Annotated in this window: 23 protein-coding genes; 7 read left to right on the forward strand and 16 right to left on the reverse strand. The window is 66.1% G+C overall.

Annotated features, from left to right (window positions below):
- Positions 1-13: 13 nt before the first annotated feature.
- On the reverse strand, positions 14-625 hold the full coding sequence (locus G9V96_RS08545) for a LysE/ArgO family amino acid transporter (RefSeq protein WP_404861416.1): 612 nt from the start codon (positions 623-625) through the stop codon (positions 14-16).
- A gap of 52 nt (positions 626-677) precedes the next feature.
- Here G9V96_RS08545 and G9V96_RS08550 point away from each other — a divergent pair, with 52 nt between their 5' ends.
- Both G9V96_RS08550 and G9V96_RS08555 read left to right on the forward strand, forming a co-directional pair.
- Positions 678-1,568 (forward strand): LysR family transcriptional regulator ArgP, encoded by an 891-nt coding sequence (locus tag G9V96_RS08550; protein WP_168582654.1) that lies wholly within the window; start codon positions 678-680, stop codon positions 1,566-1,568.
- Between the two features lie 243 nt (positions 1,569-1,811).
- A complete protein-coding gene (locus tag G9V96_RS08555; protein ID WP_168582655.1) occupies positions 1,812-2,765 on the forward strand; it encodes an L-lactate dehydrogenase in 954 nt (317 codons plus the stop codon).
- Between the two features lie 78 nt (positions 2,766-2,843).
- On the opposite strand, the gene G9V96_RS08560 is transcribed toward G9V96_RS08555, so the two are convergent.
- Together G9V96_RS08560 and G9V96_RS08565 are read right to left on the reverse strand one after the other, a co-directional pair.
- Positions 2,844-3,758, reverse strand: a complete 915-nt coding sequence (locus G9V96_RS08560) for a DMT family transporter (RefSeq protein WP_226913238.1) — start codon at positions 3,756-3,758, stop codon at positions 2,844-2,846.
- Between the two features lie 217 nt (positions 3,759-3,975).
- Positions 3,976-4,869 carry a helix-turn-helix domain-containing protein gene (locus G9V96_RS08565; RefSeq protein ID WP_168582656.1) on the reverse strand — a complete coding sequence of 298 codons (894 nt, stop codon included), beginning with the start codon at positions 4,867-4,869 and terminating at the stop codon, positions 3,976-3,978.
- A 121-nt stretch (positions 4,870-4,990) separates the two neighbouring features.
- Here G9V96_RS08565 and G9V96_RS08570 point away from each other — a divergent pair, with 121 nt between their 5' ends.
- From G9V96_RS08570 to G9V96_RS08585, 4 genes are all read left to right on the forward strand, one after another.
- On the forward strand, positions 4,991-5,947 hold the full coding sequence (locus tag G9V96_RS08570) for a cyclase family protein (protein WP_168582657.1): 957 nt from the start codon (positions 4,991-4,993) through the stop codon (positions 5,945-5,947).
- Positions 5,948-5,998: 51 nt separating this feature from the next.
- Complete coding sequence (locus G9V96_RS08575) at positions 5,999-6,517, forward strand: acyl-CoA dehydrogenase family protein (RefSeq protein ID WP_168582658.1); 519 nt, start codon at positions 5,999-6,001, stop codon at positions 6,515-6,517.
- Between the two features lie 31 nt (positions 6,518-6,548).
- Entirely contained in the window at positions 6,549-7,835 is a 1,287-nt protein-coding gene (locus G9V96_RS08580) for a hydroxyacid-oxoacid transhydrogenase (protein ID WP_168582659.1), read from the forward strand.
- Between the two features lie 231 nt (positions 7,836-8,066).
- Positions 8,067-8,729, forward strand: coding sequence for a hypothetical protein (locus tag G9V96_RS08585; RefSeq protein ID WP_168582660.1), 663 nt, complete (start codon positions 8,067-8,069; stop codon positions 8,727-8,729).
- Positions 8,730-9,011: 282 nt separating this feature from the next.
- On the opposite strand, the gene G9V96_RS08590 is transcribed toward G9V96_RS08585, so the two are convergent.
- The 12 genes from G9V96_RS08590 to G9V96_RS08650 form a co-directional block, all read right to left on the reverse strand.
- Positions 9,012-9,554 carry an OB-fold protein gene (locus G9V96_RS08590; RefSeq protein WP_210424363.1) on the reverse strand — a complete coding sequence of 181 codons (543 nt, stop codon included), beginning with the start codon at positions 9,552-9,554 and terminating at the stop codon, positions 9,012-9,014.
- A gap of 378 nt (positions 9,555-9,932) precedes the next feature.
- A complete protein-coding gene (locus G9V96_RS08595) occupies positions 9,933-10,931 on the reverse strand; it encodes a FecCD family ABC transporter permease (RefSeq protein WP_168582661.1) in 999 nt (332 codons plus the stop codon).
- Positions 10,928-11,920, reverse strand: a complete 993-nt coding sequence (locus G9V96_RS08600; protein WP_168582662.1) for a FecCD family ABC transporter permease — start codon at positions 11,918-11,920, stop codon at positions 10,928-10,930. Before G9V96_RS08600 ends, G9V96_RS08595 begins: the two co-directional genes overlap by 4 nt.
- A 278-nt stretch (positions 11,921-12,198) precedes the next feature.
- Positions 12,199-13,050 carry a siderophore-interacting protein gene (locus tag G9V96_RS08605; RefSeq protein WP_168582663.1) on the reverse strand — a complete coding sequence of 284 codons (852 nt, stop codon included), beginning with the start codon at positions 13,048-13,050 and terminating at the stop codon, positions 12,199-12,201.
- A gap of 10 nt (positions 13,051-13,060) precedes the next feature.
- Positions 13,061-14,392 (reverse strand): enterobactin transporter EntS, encoded by a 1,332-nt coding sequence (entS, locus tag G9V96_RS08610; RefSeq protein ID WP_168582664.1) that lies wholly within the window; start codon positions 14,390-14,392, stop codon positions 13,061-13,063.
- Positions 14,389-14,673, reverse strand: a complete 285-nt coding sequence (locus G9V96_RS08615; RefSeq protein WP_168582665.1) for a hypothetical protein — start codon at positions 14,671-14,673, stop codon at positions 14,389-14,391. The genes entS and G9V96_RS08615 overlap by 4 nt, the downstream gene beginning before the upstream one ends.
- A gap of 26 nt (positions 14,674-14,699) precedes the next feature.
- Positions 14,700-15,686 (reverse strand): ABC transporter substrate-binding protein, encoded by a 987-nt coding sequence (locus G9V96_RS08620; protein ID WP_168582666.1) that lies wholly within the window; start codon positions 15,684-15,686, stop codon positions 14,700-14,702.
- A 199-nt stretch (positions 15,687-15,885) separates the two neighbouring features.
- Positions 15,886-16,686 carry an ABC transporter ATP-binding protein gene (locus tag G9V96_RS08625; RefSeq protein ID WP_168582667.1) on the reverse strand — a complete coding sequence of 267 codons (801 nt, stop codon included), beginning with the start codon at positions 16,684-16,686 and terminating at the stop codon, positions 15,886-15,888.
- Complete coding sequence (locus G9V96_RS08630) at positions 16,683-17,270, reverse strand: cysteine hydrolase family protein (protein ID WP_168582668.1); 588 nt, start codon at positions 17,268-17,270, stop codon at positions 16,683-16,685. Before G9V96_RS08630 ends, G9V96_RS08625 begins: the two co-directional genes overlap by 4 nt.
- Before the next feature lie 545 nt (positions 17,271-17,815).
- A complete protein-coding gene (locus G9V96_RS14970) occupies positions 17,816-18,634 on the reverse strand; it encodes an excalibur calcium-binding domain-containing protein (protein WP_210424364.1) in 819 nt (272 codons plus the stop codon).
- Between the two features lie 216 nt (positions 18,635-18,850).
- Positions 18,851-20,020 carry an NnrS family protein gene (locus G9V96_RS08645; RefSeq protein ID WP_168582669.1) on the reverse strand — a complete coding sequence of 390 codons (1,170 nt, stop codon included), beginning with the start codon at positions 20,018-20,020 and terminating at the stop codon, positions 18,851-18,853.
- A gap of 408 nt (positions 20,021-20,428) precedes the next feature.
- Positions 20,429-21,640, reverse strand: a complete 1,212-nt coding sequence (locus G9V96_RS08650) for an ATP-binding protein (RefSeq protein ID WP_168582670.1) — start codon at positions 21,638-21,640, stop codon at positions 20,429-20,431.
- 308 nt (positions 21,641-21,948) lie between these two features.
- Between G9V96_RS08650 and G9V96_RS08655 the strand changes: the two genes are divergently transcribed.
- Positions 21,949-23,274, forward strand: a complete 1,326-nt coding sequence (locus G9V96_RS08655; protein ID WP_168582671.1) for an HNH endonuclease signature motif containing protein — start codon at positions 21,949-21,951, stop codon at positions 23,272-23,274.
- Positions 23,275-23,728: 454 nt separating this feature from the next.
- Here the strand turns inward: G9V96_RS08655 and G9V96_RS08660 are convergent, their stop codons facing one another.
- Positions 23,729-24,076 carry a rhodanese-like domain-containing protein gene (locus G9V96_RS08660; RefSeq protein WP_168582672.1) on the reverse strand — a complete coding sequence of 116 codons (348 nt, stop codon included), beginning with the start codon at positions 24,074-24,076 and terminating at the stop codon, positions 23,729-23,731.
- Positions 24,077-24,328 lie beyond the last annotated feature (252 nt).

The following is a 24,328-nucleotide window of genomic DNA, read 5'->3' on the forward strand; positions in this document are numbered from 1 at the left end:
TCGAGCCGCCCGTTCACCCACGCAGCAGGTTGATCGCCAGCAGCAACATGACCACCCCGATGACCGCGTCGATCACCCGCCACGTGCGGGAGTTGTCGAGCACTCCGGACAGGGCGCGCGCCCCGTAGCCCAGCGCGGTGAACCAGAGGGCGCTGCCGCAGACAGCCCCGCCCGCAAAGACCCACCGCGCCGTCCCGTACTGGTTGGCCAGGCTGCCCAGCAGCACCACCGTGTCCAGGTAGACGTGCGGGTTGAGCCAGGTCAGGGCCAACGTGGTGAGGATGACCGATCCCCGTGAGCGAGGCGCGTCCGCTTGCAGCACGCGCGGGCGCAACGCCGAAAGGAAAGAACGCGCCGCCCACCACAGCAGGTACCCGGCGCCGGCCCACCGGAACACGTCCAGGACCAGGGGGAATCGGGAGACCAGCGCACCCACCCCAGCAGTGCCGCCGAGGATGAGCGCCACGTCGCTGAGCAGGCAGATGAGCACGACTGCCCCGATGTGTTCTCGCCGGATGCCCTGACGCAGGACGAAAGCGTTCTGCGCGCCGATCGCCACGATCAACGCCAGCCCGGTCATGAGGCCTACGCCCCAGATGCTCACCATGGGCTCGACGGTAGCCATCGCAGTTAGTGAAGAAAAACGATTGATTCTGCGCCTGCATTAGCGTTGCTTCATGCAGTTGGACCAGTTGCGCACCCTGGTAGCGGTCATCGATGAAGGCTCTTTCGAGGCGGCCGCCGATGAACTGCGGGTGACGCCGTCGGCAGTCAGCCAACGCATCAAGGCGCTGGAGAAATCGGTCGGGCAGATTGTCGTGCGCCGCAGCACGCCGTGCGAACCCACGCAGGCAGGGATCGCGCTGCTGCGGATGGCTCGCCAGGTGCAGACCTTGGAGATCGAGATGCGCGACGCACTCGGCTCAGACGGATCCGCTCGTGCGATGTTCCCGCTGGCCGTGAACGCGGATTCGTTGGCGACCTGGTTCGCCCCTGTTCTGGCTCAGGTGGCCCGATGGGAGGACACCGGTCTCCACCTGCACGTGGAGGATCAAGACCACACGGCACACCTGCTGCGCCGGGGCGAGATCACCGCAGCGGTCACCACGCAAGCCCGTCCGGTGGGCGGGTGCCGCAGTGAACCACTCGGCCGGATGCGGTACGTCCCGGTGGCTGCGCCGAGTCTGCATGAGCGTTTCGTCGCAGGCGGTGTGGTGGCGTGGGACAGGCTGCCCGTGCTGCGTTTCAACGTCAAAGACGCGCTGCAAGAGCGTGCCCTCCTCCAGCGAGGGGTGCAGACGCCTCCGCCCTCGCACACCATCCCGTCTTCGGAAGGGATGCTGGTCGCCGTGCTGGCGGGCCTGGGGTGGGCGATGATGCCCGAGCTCCAAGTGGACGCTGCTTTACGCGCCGGGGCCCTGGTGTTGCTGGAGACCCGACGCCACGAGGACGTGGAGTTGTATTGGCAGAGCTGGGCGTTGGAATCCCGCCGGCTGACGCGGTTGGGCGAGGTCGTGCGAGCCGCCGCAGCCGACACGCTGCGCGGCGGAAACCGTCGGCACTTCTGAGCGCGAGAAGAGCCCAGGCGAGTCGCGCCGATCGCAAGCGCTGGTCGAAGGCGGCGGCGGCAGCCGCTGTGCCGCCGTGACCAGCACCGCGGCATGCTGAGCGCTGCTCGCCCAGAAAAATGTGGCCGGATCAGGCAGCTGGAAGCGTTCACCCGCGGCCCTTCGAGAGACGGTAGCCGCGACAGCGGACGGGCCCCTCGGGCTGGGTATCTAAGGCATACCTTAGGCGCCTACGGTAGGGGCATGAAGTATGTCGCTAATAAGGTCGTCCTTATCGGTACCGGCGCGGTCGGGATGGGGTATGCCTACGCGCTGGTCAATCAAGGTATCTGCGACGAACTCGTGCTGACCGACATCAACGAGACCAAGTCCCGCGGCGAGGTCGTTGACCTCAACCACGGCGCCGCCTGGGCGCCCTCCCCCGTCTCGGTGAGTTTCGGCGGCTATCAGGAGTGTTCCGACGCGGCGATCGTCGTTATCGCAGCGGGGGCAGCCCAGAAGCCGGGTCAGACCAGGCTCGAGCTCGTCGACGTCAACATGCATATTTTTTCCGACATCGTCGCCCGGGTGATGGACACCGGTTTCGACGGGATCATCCTGGTGGCGACCAACCCGGTCGACATCCTCACCTACGCGACGTGGCGCTTCTCCGGGTTGCCGAAGGAGCAGGTCATCGGCTCGGGCACGATCCTGGACACGGCACGCCTGCGGTTCAACCTGGCGCAGTATTTCGAGGTCGCGACCCAGAACGTGCATGCGCTCATCATCGGCGAGCATGGCGATTCGGAACTGCCGGTGTGGAGTTCGGCCTCGGTCGCGGGTCGTTCGCTGCCCAAACGGATCGCGGCTCACCCGCAGATCGCGCCCGATCTCGACGAGATCTTCGTGCGCACCCGCGACGCCGCTTACGGAATCATCGAGGCCAAAGGCTCCACCAGCTACGGCATCGGGATGGGGTTGGCCAGGATCACCCGGGCGATCCTCGGGAACCAGAAGGTCACGCTGCCGGTCTCGGCGCTGCTCGAAGGCGAGTACGGGCACGAGGGCGTCTTCATCGGGGTGCCGGCCAGCATCGGGCGCCGCGGCGTGCGCGAGGTGATGCAGCTCGACCTGGAACCCGAGGAACAAGAAAAGTTCGATGCCAGCGTTGCGACCTTGCGCGCGGTTCAGGACCCGTTCTGGACCACCTCCGCCTGATCACTCACCCGGACGCGAGGCGCCCACTACGCCCACCCTAGGCAGGGCGCCTCGCCCCCAGGAACAGGACCGTCCTGATCACGCATCTGAACGCGACATCCGGGTGATGAACACACCCAGTAGGCAGAGCGCCCCGCCGATGAGCATGACGAGCGTGGGCACTTCGGCCAGGATCAGCCAGGAGAGCAGGATCGTCACCGCCGGGGAGGCGTAGGTGATTGCCGACGTGCGACCGGCCGAGCTACGGGCGAGCACATAGGACCAGGTGGTGAAGGCGACTGCGGTCGGGAACACCCCGAGGAAGACCACGGCCAACGTCGCGCCGGTCGGGGCGGTGCCCACATCGCGCATCATCCGCCCCGCCCACGGCAGCAGCGCGACAGTGCCTGCGGCTGCGCCCAACCAGGTGAGTGTGGTGGCGTCCACGGTGCGAAGGAGTCGCTTCTGCAAAAGGGTGCACCCGGCGTAGAGCACCGCTGCAGCCACAGCCAGCAGCAACCCCAACGGTTCGATGTGACCGGTGGGTGATTGGCTGCCGATGAGCACGACCCCGAGGAAGGAGATCGGGGCGCCGATGAGCAGAGCGCGCGGGAAACCCTCCCCGAGCAGCAGACCGGCGAAGATGACGACCATCAGCGGCGCCGTGTTGACGATCATCGAGGCGGTGCCCGCGTCGATACTCAACTCTGCGGTATTCAGGGCAAGGTTGTAGAGGCAGAACCAGCCCACACCCCAGGCGATCACCAAGGGGACGTCGCGTCGCGGAGGTAGCTTGATTCCTTGATGCGCGGCGATGATCCCCAAGCCTAGGGTGCCGATGAGCATCCGCAGCAGCGCCATCGCGCCCGGGTCGTAATGCGGCCCGGCGAAGCGGATCGCGATGAATGCCGAGGCCCAGAACAACACCGTGATCGCGGCTGCCGCAACCACCTTGAGATCCGTGCCGCCACCGTTGCCCACGGCGCGCGACACTCCACCATCCACCCTGTTCACCGCCCCATCCTCGCCCACCCCAGCGAACGTGCTGCGCGGGCCCGCCTGCAGCACAGGAACACCCCCTCCCCGCGCGAGCCGTCAATTGCAGGTGACGGCTCGCCGCTCACCCCCCGCGAGCCGTCGATTTCAAATGACGGCTCGCGGGGTGTCACGAGGGCTGGAAGGGGCGGCGAGGGCTGGCAAGCCCCAATCTAGGCAGGCATGGGCACTATCGCTAATCAGCGTTCCCCACGCGTGCCCCGATGATGCGCACTGCATACCGAGCATATTCACGAGCTACTTCCTCGGGCGACAGCGGACCAGCGACGCGATACCACTGGCAAATCGACGTACACATTGTGGAAATGGCACGCCCCGCGGCCGACACGTCCTGCTGCGGGGCTAGTCGGCGGTGCACACAAGACGTAATCTCAGCTTCAAGCCTGCGCTGGACGTCGTTGCGACGGCGCGCGATCCGCAACCGCTCCACCCCCTGCAAGCTGCGCATCTCGCTAGCACCGATGAACGCCAGGTCGCGCCGACATGCGTGAAAAAGAGCCAGCGCCTCAACGAGGCGCTCGAACCTTCGAGTTGGCACAAGTTGATCAATCAAGGCCTCGCGCATGGCCGCATCTAGACGCCATTCGAGATCATTCATTGCCAGTTCTAAAATGCGTACCAGAAGCAACTCTTTACTGGCGTAGTGGTGGTACACGCCGGTGACCGACATGCCGGCATGCTCCGCGATGACTCTCATCCCCGCACCGTGGTAACCGAATTCTACAAAAGCACTGATTGCACCAGCCAGCGCTGGATCTAAGGGCAAATCGTCAAACCGACGCCAGCTGGACACCCCAGCTACGGCAGAGACACCCTCAATGACCGCCCGCTCCTGCACCTGCGGATCCGGACCATGCAGTAGCGCACGATCGCTGGCCCCGAGCGCTTGGGCGAGCGCGTGCAACCGGTCCGCATCGACCCTGGTCCGCCCCCGCTCTATGGCACAAATCGTCGCCGGACTGACATCTACCGCGTCCGCCAGCGACCTGATCGACAGCCCTCGCCTCACGCGTGCCTGCCGCACGGCAGCACCGAGCAGCTGCCGCTCCGCCTCCTCCCTCCTGCCCATGGCGTTCAAGATATCTGAACACCGCTATGTCTTGACCGGGCCCTGCTGACTGCCCAAGATTGGGATCCATCGGCGGTCGACCGTTCGATCGTTCGGCATTCCGCGACGTAGGAGGACGACGATGTCTGAAAGCCCGGCGCTGAGCGAACTGCTGAAAGACGCCCCGACCAACTGGGGAAAATGGGGCCCGGATGACGAGGTGGGCGCCCTTAACTACCTCACCGCCGAAGAAGTCATGCGCGGTATTTCCAGCGTTAAGAGCGGGCGCGTCTTCACCCTGCAGCGCATGATCGGCGACCCCAAGGGCGACCCCGTCTGGCCCGGCCGCACCCCAGCCGTCCGGACGCAAATCCTTGACGAATCGGACTGGGACGAAGGCGGCAAGGGGCCCGACTTCCCTGGTGGCCTCCACTACGCCGACGACAAGATCGAGGCGTTCCTCCAAGGATCCACGCAGTACGACGCGCTCGGGCACCTCTGGTTCGACGGCAAGATCTGGAATGGTCATTCCGCCGACACGACTCGAGGCGGCCTCGAAAAAGCCTCGATCATGCCGATCGCCAACCGCGGCGTCGTCGGTCGCGGAATCCTGCTCGACATGGCGCGCTGGCGCGGCAAAGACAGCCTAGATTCCGCAGAGACCTTCACCCATGAAGACCTGATGGCCTGCGCAAAAGACCAGGGAACAGAGATCGCCAAGCGGGACATCATCATCATCCGTACGAACTACATGCAGCAGTTCCACACGAAGGGTGACGCCTTTTACGAGAACTTCTGCGAGCCCGGCCTGGTCTATTCACCCGAGCTTGTCGAGTGGTTCCAAAAGATGGAAATCCCCAACCTGGCGACCGACTCGATCGCCAACGAGGTCACCTTCGACCCCAACACGGGCGTCGCTCTCACGCTGCACTGCGCCTTGATGCGAAATCTGGGGATCGCCCTGACGGAAATCTGCGACCTAGAGGAACTAGCAGCTGACTGCGCCGAAGACCGGCAGTACACCTTCATGTACGCCGCGGCTCCGCTGAAGGTGAGCAAGGCGGCAGGCACCCCGGTCAATCCACTCGCGATTAAATGAGCGCTCAACCAGATCGGCCGCGGCTCTGCTTGCACCCCTCGGCCGGTCCGGATGAAATCGTGCCTGAGCACGGGCTTCGCTGTCATCGCGCTGCCCAGCGCGATGACCGAACCCGATGAGGGAGTTCTAACGCGAAATACGGAACTAGAGATCCGCCGGGAACGTGACGAATACCGTCGTAGCGGCCTGCCCTGGAGGATCAGCAGAGCTGCCGATGAGCGCTGCCAGCTGTTCATCGGCATGGGCCGCGTCGACACCGACGCCGACACGGAACGCTGCCGCCAGCAGTCCCTGGTTTTAGGCGAATGTGACGGTCCGGTCATGGAGATCGTCAGGCACCTACCGATCTTCGGGTACCAGGATCAGCATGGGCATTCGGAACTGCGGTTCACCGGCTGCCGCGTCCCCGCTACCGACCTCCGCGGCGAGCAGAGTGGCGGGTTCGCGATCGCGCCTGCGCACCTCCACGCCTGGGCTCGCGCCCTACGCGTTGCCGCTGGCCCCGATGCCGTGCACCGGCGCACTATCGCGCGACGCGAACTCAAACGCACCCGCCCATCCCTGGGCTGACACCCGACCGCCCATCCCATAGGAGCCCCTCATGACCTACACCCCAGCCAACCCGGAGAGCGTTTTCACCTACGGCGCCCCCCAACTCAAGTTCGGGCACGGAGCCTCGGACGAGATCGGCTACGACCTATCTTTGACCGGCGCCACACGTGTCCTCGTCGTCACAGATCCCGGCGTTGCCGCCACCGGCATCGTCCAACGAGTGGCGGAGCAGATGAGCCAATTCGGCATCGAGGCGTTGATCTACGACCAGGTACACGTCGAACCGACCGACGAGAGTTTTCAGCACGCCATCGATCACGCCAAGGATCATGGGCCTTTCGACGCTTATGTCGCTGTCGGTGGCGGTTCGAGCATCGACACGGCCAAGGCCGTCAACTTGCTCATGACCAATCCCGGCGAACTCATGGACTACGTCAACGTTCCCGTCGGGGGCGGCAAGAACCCCTCCAACCCGCTGAAACCACTGATCGCCGTGCCCACCACCACCGGAACGGGCGCGGAGAGCACCACCATCTGCGTGCTTGATGTGCTCGCCCAGAAGGTGAAGACCGGCATTAGTCACGCCCGACTGCGCCCCACGATGGCGGTCGTCGACCCCCGGTTGACGATGACACAGCCGGCAGAGGTCACTGCAAGCGCAGGCATGGACATCCTCTGCCACGCCCTTGAGAGTTGGACCGCACGGCCGTACACCAGCTTCGAACACAAGTCGCCTGAGGAACGCGTCCCCTATTGCGGCGCCAACCCTGTGGCGGACATGTGGTCCAGCAAGGCGCTGACCCTGCTGGCAACGTCGTTCAGGCAGTCCGTACGCCACGGCGATGACGAGCGAGCCCGCAACGACATGGCCCTGGCAGCGACGTTCGCAGGTATGGGATTCGGGAACGCCGGTGTGCACATCCCACACGCGAACGCCTACCCCATCGCCGGGCGCGTGAAGGACTTCCGTCCGGGAGGCTATCCCGGGGAGGAACCGATGGTGCCGCATGGAATGGCTGTCTCCTTGACCGCTCCGGAGGCTTTCCGGTTCACCTTCGACACCAACCCTGAGCGTCATATTCAAGCGGCTCGGATGCTTGCCCCCGAAGCCGAGATAACTAGCGACCCCCGGGACTTCTTGCCAGGAGTCCTTGCAGACCTCATGCGCGACATCGGCATCCCCAACGGCATCGAGTCAGTGGGTTACGACGAATCCGATATCTCGGGTCTCGTCGCTGGTGCCGTCAAGCAGCAGCGCATCCTAGCCGCTGCCCCAAAACAGGTCACTGAAGATGATCTCTACGGCATCTTTCAGCAATCGCTTCAGCTCTGGTGATCCGGCGCCGCGCCTTGACCTGATGGTCAACGCCGGCCGCCCGCCGGGTTTGAGTCGTCGTGCCTGCCGCCGGTATCTCTAGTCTGCTGCCCCTGGAGATGCAGACACCGGCGCGCATCGGTTGCCTTGTCGGCCTGCGATAGCGATGGCTACTCCGGGAGGGCTGCATCGGAGATTCCGGTGATGCCTATGTCGGAGTGGCAATCGCTAGCACGTCGCTAGCCTTGGGTAATGAACGACATGGAGCGCCTGAGTGACGCCGCGACAGCGGTCAGCAGGAAGATCCGCACCGTGGGCGTCAACGGAGCCGGGCCGTGGCAAGGCTCCATCCCCGTCGCCGAGGAGCATCTGCGTCACCATCGGGGGGTTGAGGCTGCCATCGGGCGGCTCATCGCCACCCACGTGCGAGTGACAGCTGCGACCGGGTTCGCTTCCAACGTGGGCGGTTTGGTGACACTGCCGCTGTCGATCCCGGCAGATGCGGCCTCCCTCTGGATGCTGCAGGCACGACTAGCCGGCTCTATCGCTCACCTGCGCGGCTATGAAGTGCACTCAGAGGAGGTGCAGAGCATCATCCTGCTCAGCCTCATCGGATCCGCCGGCGCTGAGGCATTGAAAGAGGCCGGGGTGAAAGTAGGTCAGAAGGGGGCGATCTCCCTGATCAACAAGGTTCCCGGTAAGGCGCTGCTTGAGATCAACCGCCGTGTGGGCTTTCGCCTCATCACACGCGCCGGCAGCACAGGCGTAGTGAACCTGACCAAGTTCGTCCCACTGGCCGGAGGAGTCGTCGGAGGAACCGTGAACGGTGTCAGCACCAAAGCAGTAGGCGGATGGGCCAAGCGCAACTTCCCCGCAGCAGAGACCGTGACCGACTCCGTCGCACTGCAGGACTAGGCGCCAGACTGAGGCAGCTACGTGAGCTACCGAACGCGCTGGAACCAATGCTGATATTTAGGTTTGACTCGGGCGATGATTCTTTTCCGGCTGGGCTTTCTTGGCGGATGGTGACGTCACGCAGCAGCTGCGCAGGAAGTTTATCCGGCAGTAGCTACTGGTCTTCTCGGCTAGATCTGTCGCCAGCTAAGTCGTGCAGAATGCGACCACGCATAAAGGTGGGTGTTCCCGGATCACCAATCCGGGAACACCCACTTCTAGTAGTTACTCAGTCTCGCCTGGTCACTTGATCGATTCGGCCTGGATCGAGTAGCCCATGACTTCGCCCACGTCGGTGACCTCACCGGTCACCGTAACCTTCTGGCCCGTCGAAAGTTCCGCGACAGTGTTCTTTTGCTCATCGTCAATGAAAACCTGAATGCCTGACAGGTCGAACTCGTCCGAGCCGCGGATGCTGAAGTAGGCACCCGAGGCGTCAATGTTGGAGACGACTCCGGTCGTCGTGACACGCTTACCCTTATAGGTACTCGAGGCCTTCAGGGCGTTGTCTTTAAGGTCTGCCGTGAGCTTGTCGGCAGACACCGTGACGGGTGCCTCCGCTGCTGCATCCGGCTGTGCAGATGAGTCGGTGACAGCCGGGGCAGTGCCTGACTTCGACGAGCTCGCGTCGTCACCCCCGCCACTCAGAGCCACTGCAATCACGACTAACAGCAGAAGGCCCAGCAGCCAGAACCGCTTTTTCTTATACCACGGGCGCGTCGCCTTGGCGTAAGCCTTGTCGGCTTTCCTCTGGGCCTTCGCGTCGGGCGCATGCATGGCAGACATAGCGGGGGGAGCTCCTTTTAACTTACAACAGGGCGAGTTGCCGAGGAGCGGTCCCTCGGACAGTTACTACATCGCTCCAGGCCCCTCCAGTGTTACTGGTGGAAGCGCTTTTTCGGGATTTAGAAATTTCGCTCCCGATCTAGCCTCAGGAAAAAACCTGACATATTCCATGGGCTAGTGGGACTAGCCGTTACCGACTCCGTCGCACTGCAGGACCAGATGTGTGGAGAGCCCACCGACGGGGGCGTATCCAGGGCGATGGAAAACGCAGCCGCTGATAGCGGGCCCGTTGGTGACATCATGCGCGAGGACCCCATCCCCGCTGCGCAGTCAACGCGAGGACGACGAATCCATCCGCGAGGCTCAAGCGGGGTCTCCTCATGGGGTTGCGGTCTTCGAAATCCGCAGCAGCAGCCACAGCAGCACCGGTGCGCCGCAGAAGGAGGTGACCAGGCCAACAGGCACAGCGTAGGGAAACAGCGTGCGAGCGGCGAGGTCTGCCCCCACGGTGAGCAGCGCACCCACCGCAGCGCCCCCGAGAACAGGCGGACCAGCCGTGCGCAGCAAAACGGCCGCGACCTGCGGCGCGCAGAAGGCAACGAACGCGACCGGGCCTGCCACCGAACACGCTAGAGACGCCGCCGCGAGGCAGACGAGCGCCTGAACGAGCTGGGCGAGCGGCACCCGCACGCCCAGTGACCGGGCCGTCAGTTCGTCGAAGCGCAGCAGGTCGAGGGTCCGCGCTGTGAGTACGGACAGCACGAGTAGGAGCACGGTCCCCCATGCCGCCGGAGTCACCAGCGCGAGAGAGGCCGCCGACAGGGATCCGGTGAGCCACACCGTGGCCGTCGCGATGTCGGGCAGGTCGGCGCGAGCGAGTAACCACGACGACAGCGCCGTCAGTCCGGCGTTGACACCGAGGCCGACGAGAATGACCCGTCGGGCATCCACACCTCCGTTCCAAGCCAATGCGACAACCAGCAGCCCCGCCAAAACCCCGCCGAGGCACGCGGCGACCGCCACTGAGGAACCCGCCGCTCCCGGCACGAAGGATCCGGCCCCCGCACCGAGGAGTGCCGCCACAGCCGCGCACGACGCGCCCGCAGTCACACCCACGATGTCGGGGCTAGCGAGCGGGTTGCGCAGCAAGGACTGGCTTATCGCCCCCGACATTCCGAGGCACAGCCCGACGACGAGAGCACCCGCGACGTGCCCGGCCCGCAGTTCGTACACGAGGAAGGCCTGCGGCGCGGACGGGTCGCGCAGCGCGGCGAGCGCCTCGACCGGGGGAATCCACACCTCCCCGGCACACAGGTCCACGAGAGCAAGCGCCAGGGTGACGAACACGATGAGACCGAAAACGATGGGCCGCCTCATCGGACGCTTCCGAGACGGCGGGCGAGCACAACGAAAAGGGGGGCCCCGAGGAGAGCGAGCATGATGCCGACGCTGACCTCGGAAGTGGTGAGAACGACTCGCCCGAGGACGTCGGCGGCTAGCAGCACGGCCGCGCCGGCAAGGGCTGAGGTTATAACGACCGAGATCGGCCGGGCGCCGACGAGGCGGCGAGCGGCGTGTGGCGCTAGGAGGCCGATGAAGCCCAGGGTTCCGCACAGGGCCGTGGCCCCGCCAGCAAGGAGCACGACAGCGCTGAGGCCGACGAAGCGATCCCGGACCGCGTTGCGGCCCAACGAGGACGCCAGATGGTCGCCAAGCTCGAGCCCGGCGAGGGACGGGAGGTTGACGACGGCGGTGAGTAGTCCGAGGAGAAGGACGGGGGCGACGTCGACGAGTACCGTCAAGTCCCGCCCGGAGGTTGTACCAATGCTCCACATCTGGAAGGACTTCATCGCGCGCCGGTCGAGAAGAAGTACGGCGCTGGTTGCAGAACCGAGTAGGGCGGACAGTACAGCGCCGGTGAGGACGACCGTCGTCATCGGTTCGAAGGCTGTGACGCGGGAGGCGAGCCACAGGACGACCGCCCCCGCGAGGACTGCTCCACCAACGGCGAACCACACGTACCCGGCTGGGGAGGTGACACCGAGGTGGAGCATGGCGACGACGACGCCGAGGGAGGCCCCTGAAGTGACGCCGATGAGACCGGGGTCGGCGACGGGGTTGCGGGTGTGCGCCTGGGTCAACGCGCCCGCCGCGCCGAGGGCTGCGCCTGCAACGACTCCGAGAACGGTGCGTGGCACTCGCAGCCCGTTGACGACGGCGTCGACCTCGGGAGTTGCAGAACCGCGCAGGGCGGCCCAGACAGTGCCCGGGTCGATGCTGGTGGAGCCCACGGCAAGACTCGCGGTAGCGAGCCCGATGATCAGACACAGCAGTGCGACCACGGCAAACGGGACACGCCTGCTCATGGGTGGGCCACAGGACGGGCAGCTGCGAGCACGGCAATGACTTCGGCGACGGCGTGGCGGCCCCCGCGCAGGCGTACCTGTGCGACGGGACCGATCGTGACCGCACCCCAGCCCCGCATGCTCTGCAAGGTCACCACGGAATCCTCGTCCCCCAGACCAGAACCAAAGGACTGGCTAGCCGTGGGCCCGCGCCCCAGGCCGTCACGTCAGCATCGGGGGTAGCGAGCGTGCCGTCCGCTTCAGTGGCGGCGCCACGGGTCCGCGCCGCCACGAGAGCTTCAGACATCGCCGTCCTCGCCCTCGGTGTGGTGGTCGTGGTTCGAGGTGCCACGGCGCCAGTAGCCATCGACATCCCAGCTGTCGCGGTCTAAGCCGACATCTCTGGACAGGTAGCGACGTAGGCCCTTGATCGAGGTCGACTCCCCCGCCACCCAAACGAAGCCCTCCCCCTCGTTCGGGAACGGATGGGCCCGAACGGCGTCATCGAGCAGGGTCGTGGTGCCAGGTTCAGCGTTGCCGCGGTGCAGCCAGTGAACGGTGAGGTCGGCGGCGCTGTCGAGGTGGATCTCGTCGCCGGCATCTTGGACCTCCACGTAGGCCGTGACGGCGACGCCGGGTCGCAGACCCTCGAGCCAACGGGCCATCGCGGGAAGTGCCGTCTCATCGCACGCGAAGACCTGCCAGTCGCAGACGTCGTGGACGCGGAAGGCACCACGGGGACCGAGGATGCCGAGCTCGTCGCCCACCTGAGCCGTCCGCGCCCAGGTGCACGCCACGCCATCACCGTGCAGGACGAAGTCGATATCGAGGCGCAGCGTGTCGGGGTTGAACGCGCGGATCGTGTAGTCGCGGTAGGTGTACCCGGCGGGCGACCAACGGCCGTCGACGAGCTCGGGCAGGACGGCCCGTCCGGTCCCCTCTGCGTCGAAGAAGAGCTTGACGTGATCCTCGGGGGCGACGGTGGGGAGGTCAGCGAGGTCGGCGCCAGTGAAATGGACACGGACCATCCGCCGGGAAAGGCGGGTTGTACCCGTGACGGTGACGCGGCGCGGGCGCAAGTCGAACAAGTACTGGGCGATCTTTTCGCCATCGACGTCGGGTTCGTAGTGACGGGGCACGAAGGTGCTCATGTCAAGTCTCCTAGGCGGTGGTGGGCGGGCGAGGTTCCCCTAGTTCAGGCGGGTCGCCGGACAAGGCGCCGGAAGACTCGGGGTCGCGCACGAGGGTGCGCAGCGCGGGGCGAGTGAGCAGGACAGCGGTGCCCGCCGCCGCGAGCAGGCCGCCTGCGGCGATGGCGAAAGGCACACCGACGCCGCGAGCAACGAGCGAGAGCAGGGGCCCGCCAAGGCTGTCGCCGACAGTCACCTGCGCGCTCCACAGGCTCTGTACCCGTCCCCGTAGCCTGTCGGGGGTTCGCTCGGCGAGGATGGTGAAGCGCAGGATTTCGGCAATGACATCGCAGGCGCCCACGAAGAACATCGCGCTGACAGCGAGCACTATGGTGGGCGCTAGCCCGAAGGCGGCGATACCCAGGCTGCCGAGGAGTAATACAACGCCAAGGACGACGCCGACACGTCGCACGCGCGGCACCCAACCGCTCGCCGTCGTGGCGACCAGCGCGCCGACCGAGGTAGCAGAGAAGATGAGACCGACGTCCTGAGGCCCCCCGCCGATCGTGCCCTCGACGAGCTCGGGGATGAGCACGTGCGGGGAGGCGAGGAGGATCTGTAGAAAGCCGAGGACGAGGACCACGGCGACGACAGGCTCGCGGCCCGCGAACGTCACTCCTTCGACGAGGTCGGCGCCCCAGCCGGCGAGGCCCTCGGCGATCGGGGCAGCTCCGGGACCTCCGCCGTCGGGAGGCAGGGGCCGCAGCCGAACGAGGAGGAGCCAGGAGATCCCGCTCACCCCGGCAACGGCCCAGTAGACAAGGCCCTGGCTGCCGTAGCCCGCAAGCAGGCCCGCGACCAGCGGCGACGCCGCCGCACCGAGGTCTACTGAGAGCGCCATGAGCGCCCCGGTGGCGGGCAGCATCGCCGGCTCCACGACGGCTGGGACCGCCGCCCCGAAAGCCGCCGCACCCGCGGCTCCCGTCACGCCGTCCCACACCGCGAACAGGTAGAGGACAGCGACGGACGGTTCCGGAAACGCAGCGTTAACCGCTAGAGCGACGAACCCGACGACGGCTAGTGCCCGAGAGACGAGGATGACCCGCCTCCGATCTACACGGTCGGCGAGCACGCCACCGATGAAAGAGCCCACGAGGGTGGACAGCCCGAGGACGGTGTTGACGAGTGCCACTTGCAGCGACGAGTCCGTGAGGTCGTAGGTCTGCACCGTCAACACGACCATGAGCATGCCTAGTGCGAAGGTCGAGATGAGCCGTCCGGCAAAGAGCAGCCGGTATTGGTCGTTGACCTTCAGAGGTGTGAGGTCGACAACCCAGACGTCTGGGTCGAGCAGGCCCCTCACGGCACGGGCTGGGTGGTGATATCTGTCCGGCTCTCCTCGAGATGGGCGAGAGCTTGGGGCCGGATCACGGGACCGGGCACGCTCACGCACTCATTGATGTCGACGCGCGGTTCCCGTCCCGACGGGACGGCGTCGGCATGCTCGGCCGAGGTAAGGAGTCGGGGCAGGTGGATGAGGCCGTTGAGTTCGATCCCCTCCTCGACCGTGTAGCGGGAGCAGTCGCCGTCGACGAAGTGGGCATGGAGCACACCCTGGGAGCGCGTAAGCCGGAGCCCGGTCATGGGGATGTCCTCTGAGGTCACCTTGGTCAGGAGAGCTTCTTGAGAATGGTCTCGAACCCCTCGAGGGACTTCAGACCGGTCTCATAGCGGTCGGCGAAGAAGTACGGCAGTCCGTAAGCGTGCCCGGCTTTGACGGCCGGGATCGTGGGGTACGTCGGCAACTTTTGGAGCTCGACCGCGCCCTCGCCGGGCTTGCCGTCAACGGTCTGCTCATACAAGACGACGGTGGCGTCGTGGAGACGAGTCAGCTGCTCGGCTGACAAGAAGGTGGCGTTCTGCTTGGTCTCCTGCGCGGAGACGGAGGTGAGCGTTCCGCCAGCGTCGGTAATGGTGTCACCCGGCCACGAGATGGGCGAGTACACGTTGACCTCATTGAAGTAGTCGAGGGGGGCGAAGATGTTTTTCGACAGGACGTCTGCGTAGGTCTTCTTGATCTCGGCGGCCTTGGCCTCGTAGGCCTCCTTAGCCTTCTTCGCGTCCTCGCCGTCCCCCAGCGCCTGGCTCATCTTCAAGGTGGCGTCCTTGGTCTCAGCGGAGCCGGTAGCACGGATAAGGACGGTGGGGGCGATGGCGTTGAGCTTGGCCCATTGGGCCTTAGCCTCGGCGGAAAGCTCTTTCTCCGTACCACCTCGGACGAATCCGATCATGAGATCGGGCTTGAGCGCGACGATCTTCTCGTACTCGGGCCCGTCCTTGCCGAGGACGAGGGGAAGGTCCTTGACCTTCGCGTACTCCTCCGGGAGGAAGGAGTCGGCGTAGTCGCCATCCATGGTCGCGACGGGCGTGATCCCGGCGCCAAGCAAGGGCCCGACGCCGCCCTCGAGAGCAACAGCGCGCTTCGGCGCCGTCGGGATGGTCACGGGACCGAAGGCTGTCTCGACGGTCCGGGTCGCGGCCTGCGTCGACGAGGATGCCGATGCGGAAGCTCGTGTTTCCTCCGGCGAGGTACCGCCGCAGGCGGTGAGGGTGAGGGCGGCACTGAGCAGCATGGGTAGTGCAGTCGTGATGCGCATGGTGAGTCCTTCTCTGAGGGGTACGGGAGCACTCGTGATCAGTGGGTTTGGTGAGGCGTGTTAGTCAGGCGCTGACGACAGCGGCGTGCGCGACGGTGAGAACGTCGTTGACGGTGTTGCATGCCAGACCGTTGCAGCCCATGGGTAGACCTCGCGCCCGCCATTAACCTGCGAGCGGGCTGAGATACGGCCCTGGTGGTCATGCGATCTTTGGAATCGGACGGCGGCGGGGCACGACCAGGGGAGTCCCTGTCTCCGGGTCGGGGACGACCCGGGCGGCGAGACCGAAAACCTCGCCGACGATCTCGGCGGTGACGACGTCCGCGGGAGTCCCGGAGGCGACGACCCGGCCGGCGTGGACAACGACGACGTGATCGGCGTAGCGGGCGGCGAGACCGAGGTCGTGCAGGACAGCGACGACGGCGCCGCCACGGTCAACGAGAGCGGCACATACGTCGAGTACGTCGACCTGGTGTGCGATGTCGAGAAAGCTGATCGGTTCGTCGAGCAGCAGCGCGCCGGTGTCCTGCGCCAGGATCATCGCGATCCACACACGCTGGCGTTGACCGCCTGAGAGCCGAGCCACCGGACGGTCCGCGAGGCCGGTCGTGGCGGTCACTGCCAGAGCGGCGTCCACGGCGGCCCGGTCGGAGGCGGTGGGTGGGGCGAAGGGGCGTCGGTGGGGTTGTCGCCCGCGTAGGACGAGGTCGCGCACGATGATTCCATCGGGAGCGCTGGGCTGCTGCGGGAGGACGGCGAGGGTACGGGCTAGCTCTCGCGGGGAGAAGGATCTGCTGTTGCGCCCACGGACGAAGACCTCGCCAGCCTGGGGACGGAGCAGGCGAGCAAGGGAGAGCAAGAGGGTGGACTTGCCGCACCCATTAGGCCCCACAACCGCGGTGAAAGCGCCATCGGGGATCGAGACGTTAACGCCGTGGAGGACTGCTGGTCTGCCCGGGTATCCGACGACCAGCCCGCGCGCTTCGAGCAGGGCGCTCACGAAGCTGACACCATCGAGGGATGCGATCCCGAACGGCCCACCTCGGGGTGCGTCCCGATAAGTGCGCCGACGATCTCACAGGCTCGGGCGGCGAGGGCCCTCAGCGGGAGAACGCCACGACCGTGCTGATGCCGGGACTGCCCCATGAAGACGAGCCGCCGGGTGTCCTCGACGTCCCACGTCGCAGTGAGGTCGTGTCGAGCTAGGGTGCGGCCCAGGTCATCACGGCGCAATAGCGCGGCGTCAGTATCCAGGAGCGCGGCCGAGTTGGGCGGCTCGTAACCGGGGGCGCAGATACTGACGTCGGCCGGGAGCGCCGTATTGGTTGCGCCAGGTCCCTCGCGGTCTGAGAGGACGGTTCTGCCACTGACTGCCGCGTCGTTCGCCAAGACGTGGTTGGTGTCGAGGCGGCCCGGCTCGGCGGGGCCCTGGGACGGCGGCTGTTCGGTCTTGATAACGGGTGCTTTCGTACGTCGGGCTGGTGCCGCGAACTGGTCTATGCGCGCCACTGCCAGGTCGATCTGGGATCGGTTGCTGCGATAGAAAGCGGCGGGGAAACGTGGCTCCAGGTCGTGGACGAGCACCGGGGCACAGTGCGGTTGAAAGGGCCTCTGCCTGACGTTCCCAGGCGGGAAGGCCGTGGCACCCAAGCGATAGGTGGGGTGCCGGGAATCGCCACCCCCCTCCCCGCGTGAAGTACCGCTTGCATGACACAGACCTTAGCAAGGTAAGCCTTACCTAAGAAGACCCCCTCATGCGCATACCGCCAGAGTCAGGCACCGAAAAAGGCCAGGGTGAAGGTAGGTCAGAAGGGGGCAATCTCTCCGTCGCACTGCAGGACCAGACGCCGGGAGAGCCCACCGACGGGGGCGTACCCAGGGCGATGGAAAAACGCAGCCGCTGATAGCGCGCAGGGTCTCCTCGACCTCACGGCGGTCTGAACACGGCCTCGTACTAGTAGGCCGTGCGAACCAACCGAACCTGAACGGGCGCGTTAGTTATCCGGTACTGCCGCCCCGGAGCCGAGGCGAGGACACAGCAGCTCACCCCATCAATGCGGCTCGACCGAACGCTGGCACCCCGCCCCTGAAAACCGGTCGCCTACCGGACAGACCCCGAGCTGCCCGGGTCAGAAGATCCGGTAGCCGGCCTTGGCAAGCGTGAAGCCGTGGCGGGTGGTCGTGTTGATGCAGGTCACCCCGGTGGTGGCCGAGGTGCAGGAGATTTGGGTGCTGTTGAGCTTCCACCCGTACGGCAGGACGGCCTGCGGGCCCGCCTGTGTCGCAAGGGGCTTAAGGCCACTCTTGCGGAACCAGTTCTGCGTGCGGAAGGCCGTGCCTGCCAAGGTGTCACTGATGCACCCGGGCGCTGCAGTGCGGCGGAGTTCGAATGCCTGCCCGTATTCGAGCTCACACGTGCTGGGACGAGTCGGAAGCACGTACGCAAACTGGTTGATGTCGCACCGCACGTCGCTCGGTCCTGCGAGACAGGCAACGTTGCCGCTCGGAGTGACGAACGCGAAACCGCCCGGAGAGCTGACGGTCTTGCCTGCGGCGGGCGCCTTCTTGGGCTTGGCGGGAGCGGGCTTCGGCTTAGCTGGCGCCTTCTTGGGTTTGGCGGGAGCGGGCTTCGGCTTAGCTGGCGCCTTCTTGGGCTTTGCTGAAGCACCCTTGGTGAGCTTTTCGCAAGCGATGCCGTCGCGGTCACGGTCGAGGGTCTTGGGCAGCGAGTTGTAGAGCGCGGTATCGACCTTGAAGTTGCGGACGCGCGTCGACGACGTCTTGTCGACGGCACCCTTTTTGCCGACACCGTTGGGATAGACACGGTTGAGCGCGGCGCAGTTCTTGTACTTGGAGGCGCTGGGAGCGGCCTGCGCACTCGGTGCAGCCACAACCATCGGGGACACGGCCAACACGGCCACCATCGCGAGCTTCAACCTACGAGACATGACTACTCCCCCACCAGAATCGGCCGTGCCGACGCCCCGCCGACACCTGAAAACCCTACCCTTGACTATCTCTCAAATACCTTGAGCGCGAGCCGAATTCAGGCCGTTTCCCGACGATGTCGTCCGACGCATCGACGTGTACCTGCCTCGTAGCCCTATCGGCGCGAGACCGCGCGTTATGAACGGGACACCGCCACTGCCAGGGCCCTGACGAGCTCAGCTCGTTGGCTCAACTGCCGGCAGGCGCCGTGCGCTGAAGATCGGGCGCGGAACGGGCCCGGAGAACGCGGGCAGGTGCGCCACGAACACCAGGGCCCAGCCGATGGCCCACAGCCAACCCGACAGGTCGTTCAGTTCCGCCAGTCGCGTCACGGCCGACAGCATGACGGCGAGGAACCCGAGCAGGGCCGGAGCGCGCACATGAAGGTAGCCCCCGCCGCGACGAGCCGGAGCCCGCGACATCACCGCGATGACCAACCCGCCGAGCGCACCGATGGTCAGGCAGTGCGATGCGGTCATCGGTTCGAGAGGGACGACGCCCAGACGACTGAGCCCCCACAGCACCAGGCCGACGGGAATCCAGCAGAACGCCACGAGCGTCATCAGTGCCAGGCTGTCGTGGCGCGCGTTACGGTACGGCCACCGTGCCATGTGGGCGACCAACACCACCGCTGCCGCCATCCCGAGCGACGCCGAGATCGATGGCCAGGGCGCCGTCACGATCGCTGTACCCAGCAGCACCAACGCCGCTCGGCGCCAGACCGGCTTGATGACGACGACCGGCACACCGAGCCGGGTGTTGGTCCAATTGACGAAGGCGGGCACCATCCGGCCGCCTACGCCCGTCAGCAGGGTGGTGAACAGCAGGATCATGGCGTTGGCGAGCGCTTCGGTCACGACGGGTCTGGTGGCGACGAACCCTGATCCGGCGCCCGCGATGACGCAGAACACGATGAGCGACCGCGGGTATCCGCCGATGGGTTTGATGGAGCGGTGCATCTCCCGCCCGACGATGACGGCGATCCACCAGAACACCGCTCCAACACCGACGGCGGTCACTGCTGTGGGAAGCGTCCCTGGCGCGACCGACATCACGACGCGGGCGAGGATCCACAGTGCGGCGAGAATCATCACGGGGCGTCCGGAGATCGGTGCCCGCCCGGTCCAGCTCGTGCACGCCGTGGGGAGGTATCCGGCGAGGGCCCCGCCGCCGACACCGAAGACCATCTCGTGGACGTGCCAGCCGAGCCCCCCGCCGCCAAGACCGAGAGCCGACCACGCGGGAATCACCACAGCAGCCCAGAAAGCCAGGAGCGCGAACAGCACCCGGTAGGACGCGACCCACGGCCCGTGACCGGGCCAGGTGGTCTCGACGCTTGCGCCCATACCTTTATCTCCTCACACCCAGCAGCGTCCACGGCCTTCACCCATGACCGATCCACGGCGGGCCCATCACCGTGCACCAAGCGTTCACCGGCGACCGAGTGTGCCGTGGGTCGACCAGAACCCCTCTCGGGGCACGGAAGCGAACGGTGAACGGTGCCCTGAAGCATGGCACGGGCCATGAACTGGCCATTCTCAATGTTCCTGGGAGATGTCCAGTTGCGGGCCACCCAGCCACGCTGTCCGCCGCACCCAACGCGGCCTGACGGACTGCCACGGCCTTCCCCGGCTCGGTGCGCATCACCCCCCGGTGTTTCACTACCCGGCACCGTGGGACGACCTAACCGGCGCCCTCACCCTCGATCCCGACGACCGCCCTGCCTCGAGATCAGCCGGGCCGGACAGCACCCTTCAGGCGATGCTGCGCAGGTACTTGCCGAAGTGGGGCACGGTAAAGGCGATGCGGCCGCGTTCGCTGGAGTAGATGAGGCCCTTCTTCAGCAGGCCGTCACGCGCTGGAGACAGCGACTGCGGTTTGCGGTCCAGGTGTTTAGCGACCTCGGCGGTCGGGACCGATTCGGTCTCGTCGAGTTCCTCACCTGCGGCCACCTGCTCGGCGGCAACCTCAGCCATTGCCCGCAGATACTCACGCTCCCCTGGAGTGGCACGCTCAAAACGCGAACCGAAGAACCCGACACCCAACTCCTCCTCAGCTTCCGGGCCCGCGACCGCCACATCGTGGGCGCTGATCGGCGAGGCCGGCGCCGCATCCCAAGTCACCTTGCCGTAGGCCTGAATGAAGTACGGGTAGCCACCCGTCGCGTGGTACATCGCCTCCAGCGCGTCCTGGCTCCACTCGGCGTCTTCCTCGCGCGCCGGGACCTGCAAGGCATGCTCGGCGGCAGCCCGATCCAACCGGTCGATACGGCTGTACCGGAACAGCCGCTCCGAGTAGGACTTGCTCGCGCTGAGGATCGCGGGCAGATGCGGCAGCCCCGCACCCACGACGATCACCGGCAAACCGTTCTGACTGATCTCATGGCACGCCGCGCACAACGCCGATACGTCCTGGGGACCGAGATCCTGCATCTCATCGATGAAGACCGCCACACCTTTACCCACGTCAGCAGCCAACCCGCCCACGTCGGTCAGCAGCTCCACCAGGTCGATCTCGATGTCACCCGAATCGGCGCGACCGTTCTGCACCGGCACGTCGATGCCCGGCTGCCACCGGTCGCGCAATTTCGCGTTCGCCGGGGCATCCCGCAAGGCGAATGCCTTGATAACACCCAACACCTGATCCACGTCGTCCTGCTGCGGATGGCCCAACTCCCGCACCGCCACATGCAAGGCCGCACTCATCGGACGCCGCAACCCTTGATCGGGGCGCGCCTCAAACTTTCCACTGCCCCAGCCGGCCCGCACCGCCGACGAGCGAAGCGCGTTGAGCAGCACCGTCTTTCCGACACCACGCAGCCCGGTCAGCACGATCGAGCGCTCCGGGCGGCCCCGCGCAATCCGCTCGAGCACCACATCGAAGGTGCGCAACTGCTCGTCGCGGCCGGCAAGCTCAGGGGGACGTTGCCCGGCACCTGGGGCATACGGGTTAGTGATCGGATCCACGACCGGAGACTATAAGCCGCTCTAGCCCGCCAGACAGAGGCGCGCAGAAAACAAACCCGGCGGATCGCCCTTTCCACTGACTGCTGACCCGCGCCACTGACTGTTTGGTGCGGGTCGACAAGGTGCGCTCAGTTCTGCGGTCCATTTCTGGGTAACCGCACCCCCGCGACTCCCCCGCTTCTTGGTGGACGCCGGGCATCTTCGCCAGCCGCACAACCTCCTACCTTAGAGCGTTATAGCTGTTGAAAACACTTGATGTAGTATGTGTGTTCGATTTAGACTCGAGTATGGGCAAGGGCATTCCGTCGATGAGGGCAGTCGCTGAAGCGACAGCAGCACTCTCGCGGGCTGCCCAGGCGCTGCAGGACCTACCTGACCACCTGCCCGCCATGTTCGAGTCTGAGATCCCGGAGTTGTTCGCCTCGCTCATGCAGGTACGGGCCCTATGCGAAGGCTCGGCGGTCGCGCTGCTGCATGAAGCCGACGTGCGGGGAGTAGTTGCGGCCTCCGACGCAGCCGGGCCGGCGCAGTGGATGGTCCAGGCCGCCGCCAGCGTGGACGTGCCCGTCACCGGGCGCGAGGCCAGCCAGTTCCGTTTCGTTGCCGCAGAGTGCGCCGAACCGGGTTTGGAACCGTTGCGCGACGCCGCGCAGGGCGGACGCATCCGGGTGACCGAAGCCGCCGCAGTCGCCCGCGAGTTCCGAGCCCTCCGCAGGGAGGTGGAGCCCGAACTCGCCGACATCGCACTGCAGGTGCTCGCCGAGTACTGCGCCGACGGGGCAGGCCCCCGGCAGATCGCCGAAGCCCGTGACCACATCATCTACAACTACGGCCAACCCCAACTGGCGCAGGAGCGCGCCCGCACCCAATACGAGCGCCGCAACCTCAGCGGATTCCGACGAGACAACGCAGGCATGTACGTGGCCACCGTCGTCCTGGATCCCGAAAGCCACGCAGTCGTCGAAGCCGCGCTATCGGCCCTGGGCGCCCCCATTCGCGATGCCGACGGCAACCCCGACTGCCGCCTGCCCGGGCAACGCCGCGCCGATGTCATCCGTGAGATGTGCGCGCACCTGGCCACCTCCCCCAGCTTCCTGCCTGAGCACCGCCCCACCTCACCGGTACGAGCACAGGTCGTCCTCACCATGGCTTATGACGACCTCGCGGCTGGTCTTCGCGCTGGCACCACTGGCTTCGATCAACCGCTCCCGGCAGCGAGTGTGCGGCGCTTGGCCTGCGACGCAGGAATCATCCCCGCCGTCCTAGGCACCGACAACGCGCTACTCGACCTGGGGCGCCAAGCCCGACTGGCCAGCCCCGCGCAGGTGACAGCGGTTCGGCTCCGCGACAAAGGGTGCAGCTTCCCCGGCTGCGACCGACCGCCCGGGTGGTGCGAAGTCCACCACATCGTTCATTGGGCATCGGGCGGCGACACCGATCTGGGCAACCTAGCGATGCTCTGCCAAGCCCACCACACCCTGGTTCATCAGCGCGGCTACACCGCTACCGTCACTCGCGGCGCCGTCGAGTGGCAGACCAGACCTGCCCGCTGGCTCGACCGTGCCGTTGCCACGCACCCACGAACCAGTGCGCGAGGCAACGGTGGCCACGACCGCCGCGCGCCGGCGGCATGAAGAAACCACGTCGCCAATGGCGCGACACGCTCGCTCCAGCAGGTACGCCGAACAGCTGGGTGCTCCCATCGGACCGGGTGATGGCGCTCATGCACAGAAGGCGTATCCAGACCCAGGGCGAGCCGCCTGCAGGCCCACGGGAACGCACCAAGTCCGTGCACCGAGGTCGCAACGACAACTCGCCCGCAGACGAGCTGAAAGCACCCGTAACCCGGCGGCGCAGCTACGCCCACGTCCTGCTTGGCCGCTGGCGGATGCCCTCCGCTGCTGCGATGCGGGCACGGTTGTCCCGCGCCTCCATCGCTGGGGGGCAATACCCAGACTCCTGCGTCTGGCTGAGGGTCGACATCGCGCAGTCGCCCTCCGTGCTGCCACACCTGCGTCAGCGTCAACCGCCCGGTCGGCCCATCGGGCCTCCAGGATCGTCGGGCCTGAACCGAGCGTGCCGAGCAGCTCAGTGGACCTCCGGGGCACCTGGACCGTCATGCGAGAGGGGCCGGTTGCTGGCCGCCCACTGCAGCATGCCGCCGTCCACGCTCACAGCGTTCCTGCCCCGGCCGCGCAGAAAGGCCGCGACCTCACGGGATTTACGGCCATCACGGCAGACCACGAGAACCGGATCAGTCTCCGGTACCTCCTCAAGACGCTCGGCCACCTGGTCGTGCGGGATACAGAGGGAGTCCGGTGCGCGGCCCAAAGACCACTCTTCGCCAGTGCGAACGTCGAGGAGTACTGCGTTGTCCGGGAGGTCGGAATTAGCCACCACAGGAACGATGTCCTGCCCTTCCGCAGGCGTGCTCATACTCCATCGTCACATTGGGCTCCTCACAAAAGCGAGGGCCCATGTCGACGAAGTTCCAGCGCGTATCCAGCGATGCGCTGCCACCTAGGACGTCGGCCGCGGCCCATGCCTTGTGGCGCATGAGAAAGCCATGAGGAGTCCGTGGAGGCACTGGCCCTCCATCATCAGCGGCGGCGACCCGTGCTGTTGGGTGATGGCTCTGGGCGCACCTTGGGAGACCCGAACAGAGCACCGCAGCAACCGCGACAAAAC

The organism is Gephyromycinifex aptenodytis (assembly GCF_012277275.1).
Taxonomy (GTDB): Bacteria; Actinomycetota; Actinomycetes; order Actinomycetales; family Dermatophilaceae; genus Gephyromycinifex; species Gephyromycinifex aptenodytis.

Bases quoted from the DNA above. Each gene is read 5' to 3' on its own strand.
- G9V96_RS08545 (WP_404861416.1), bottom strand. From the start codon at position 625: ATGGCTACCGTCGAGCCCATGGTGAGCATCTGGGGCGTAGGCCTCATG.
- G9V96_RS08550 (WP_168582654.1), top strand. From the start codon at position 678: ATGCAGTTGGACCAGTTGCGCACCCTGGTAGCGGTCATCGATGAAGGC.
- G9V96_RS08555 (WP_168582655.1), top strand. From the start codon at position 1,812: ATGAAGTATGTCGCTAATAAGGTCGTCCTTATCGGTACCGGCGCGGTC.
- G9V96_RS08565 (WP_168582656.1), bottom strand. From the start codon at position 4,869: ATGGGCAGGAGGGAGGAGGCGGAGCGGCAGCTGCTCGGTGCTGCCGTG.
- G9V96_RS08570 (WP_168582657.1), top strand. From the start codon at position 4,991: ATGTCTGAAAGCCCGGCGCTGAGCGAACTGCTGAAAGACGCCCCGACC.
- G9V96_RS08575 (WP_168582658.1), top strand. From the start codon at position 5,999: ATGAAATCGTGCCTGAGCACGGGCTTCGCTGTCATCGCGCTGCCCAGC.
- G9V96_RS08580 (WP_168582659.1), top strand. From the start codon at position 6,549: ATGACCTACACCCCAGCCAACCCGGAGAGCGTTTTCACCTACGGCGCC.
- G9V96_RS08585 (WP_168582660.1), top strand. From the start codon at position 8,067: ATGAACGACATGGAGCGCCTGAGTGACGCCGCGACAGCGGTCAGCAGG.
- G9V96_RS08590 (WP_210424363.1), bottom strand. From the start codon at position 9,554: ATGTCTGCCATGCATGCGCCCGACGCGAAGGCCCAGAGGAAAGCCGAC.
- G9V96_RS08595 (WP_168582661.1), bottom strand. From the start codon at position 10,931: ATGAGGCGGCCCATCGTTTTCGGTCTCATCGTGTTCGTCACCCTGGCG.
- G9V96_RS08600 (WP_168582662.1), bottom strand. From the start codon at position 11,920: ATGAGCAGGCGTGTCCCGTTTGCCGTGGTCGCACTGCTGTGTCTGATC.
- G9V96_RS08605 (WP_168582663.1), bottom strand. From the start codon at position 13,050: ATGAGCACCTTCGTGCCCCGTCACTACGAACCCGACGTCGATGGCGAA.
- G9V96_RS08615 (WP_168582665.1), bottom strand. From the start codon at position 14,673: ATGACCGGGCTCCGGCTTACGCGCTCCCAGGGTGTGCTCCATGCCCAC.
- G9V96_RS08620 (WP_168582666.1), bottom strand. From the start codon at position 15,686: ATGCGCATCACGACTGCACTACCCATGCTGCTCAGTGCCGCCCTCACC.
- G9V96_RS14970 (WP_210424364.1), bottom strand. From the start codon at position 18,634: ATGTCTCGTAGGTTGAAGCTCGCGATGGTGGCCGTGTTGGCCGTGTCC.
- G9V96_RS08645 (WP_168582669.1), bottom strand. From the start codon at position 20,020: ATGGGCGCAAGCGTCGAGACCACCTGGCCCGGTCACGGGCCGTGGGTC.
- G9V96_RS08655 (WP_168582671.1), top strand. From the start codon at position 21,949: ATGAGGGCAGTCGCTGAAGCGACAGCAGCACTCTCGCGGGCTGCCCAG.
- G9V96_RS08660 (WP_168582672.1), bottom strand. From the start codon at position 24,076: ATGAGCACGCCTGCGGAAGGGCAGGACATCGTTCCTGTGGTGGCTAAT.